Annotated in this window: 1 protein-coding gene; it reads left to right on the plus strand. The window is 35.4% G+C overall.

The annotated features are described in order from the left end of the window. Nucleotides 1-746 precede the first annotated feature (746 nt). Nucleotides 747-1,412 (plus strand): hypothetical protein, encoded by a 666-nt coding sequence (locus tag F6K13_RS32695; protein WP_287289859.1) that lies wholly within the window; start codon nucleotides 747-749, stop codon nucleotides 1,410-1,412. Nucleotides 1,413-1,508 lie beyond the last annotated feature (96 nt).

Consider the following 1,508-nt stretch of genomic DNA (forward strand, 5'->3'; position numbering starts at 1 on the left):
ACTCCTATTGCGCCATACGCAACAAAAGCAAATCTTGAGCAAAAACTCCTATTGCGCCATACGCAACAAAAGCAAATCTTGAGCAAAAACTCCTATTGCGCCATACGCAACAAAAGCAAATCTTGAGCAAAAACTCCTATTGCGCCATACGCAACAAAAGCAAATCTTGAGTAAAAACTCCTATTGCGACATACGCAACAAAAGCAAATCTTGAGTAAAAACTCCTATTGCGACATACGCAACAAAAGCAAATCTTGAGTAAAAACTCCTATTGCGACATACGCAACAAAAGCAAATGCGATCGAATTAAGTAAAAATTCTTATTGCGACATCCGCAATAAAAGCAAATGTTGTCGAAGTAATATAAATTTGTGACCGAAACTGTATATATCGAAACCAGTATAATTGGCTATCTAACTGTCAGATAGAGTAATAACTTAATCCTGATGGCTAATAGACAAATTACTATGGATTGGTGGGAAAAATACCGGGGTCATTTTACGCTGTACATCTCTCAGGTAGTTTTAGATGAAGTAGCTTAAGGAGATACTGTTGTTTACTAACACCAAAAAATATAGACTATCCTGGACAAACATCTACAAAATGTCTAGGATGTGAGACAATCTAAAGCAGAAAAATTAGGAACCTGACACGAAACTTGAGTTCATGTCAAAGCTATCACAAATATGATTGACACCCAAAGACTTGCTCTGCTAACCTTAGAGTGAAGTAATTCAATGTAAGTAATGGCCAAATCTCACGGTTCCTTAACAGGGATAGAAGCCAAAATTGAATACCATCCTGTTTTTGAGGAACTGGGAGAATTATATGAATCCTGGAAACGGTCTGCTGTTAACTGGATGCAAACTGAGAAGTTGTCAGAATCAGAAGTAGAAAAGCGTCTAATGAAGCTGTTTAACATCCAATGGGCATGGGCTGATTCAATTGCCACTGAAGCACGAACATGTTTAAACCAATTAAAAACAGCTAAGAATAATAATATCACTAAATTAGAGTTACAAATCCAAGCTAAAACAACTGCTGCCAAAAAACTCATCACTAAACTAGAAAAAACTTTAAAATTAGCAACAAAAAAAGGTTTTCCGCATCTACAAGCCCGAAATAAATTTTTTCATCAATTGCTAGGTTTAAAGAGTAAAATTCAGAAAATAGCTAGTCTGAAACGAAAATTAAAGAAGTTAAAAAACACAGAACGTTTACATATTTGTTTTGGGTCACAGAAATTATTTAATGCTCAACATAATTTAGCAGAAAATGGATATAAAACCAAAGAAGAATGGAGTGTAGATTGGAGCAAAAAACGCTCAGGCAGATTTTTATGTGTAGGAAAATCTCAGCCAGGGGGTGGAACTATGCTCAAAGTTTTTCCATTATCAAAAAATTCAGTCTGAATTAGTCGAACAACGACAGTTACTCAGAACTATTGTAGATACTTTGCCCCAAGCTATTTTCTGGAAAGACTGCAATAGTATTTACAAAGGTTGTAA

It is taken from the genome of Okeania sp. SIO2B9, from assembly GCF_010672505.1.
Classification (GTDB): Bacteria; Cyanobacteriota; Cyanobacteriia; order Cyanobacteriales; family Microcoleaceae; genus Okeania; species Okeania hirsuta.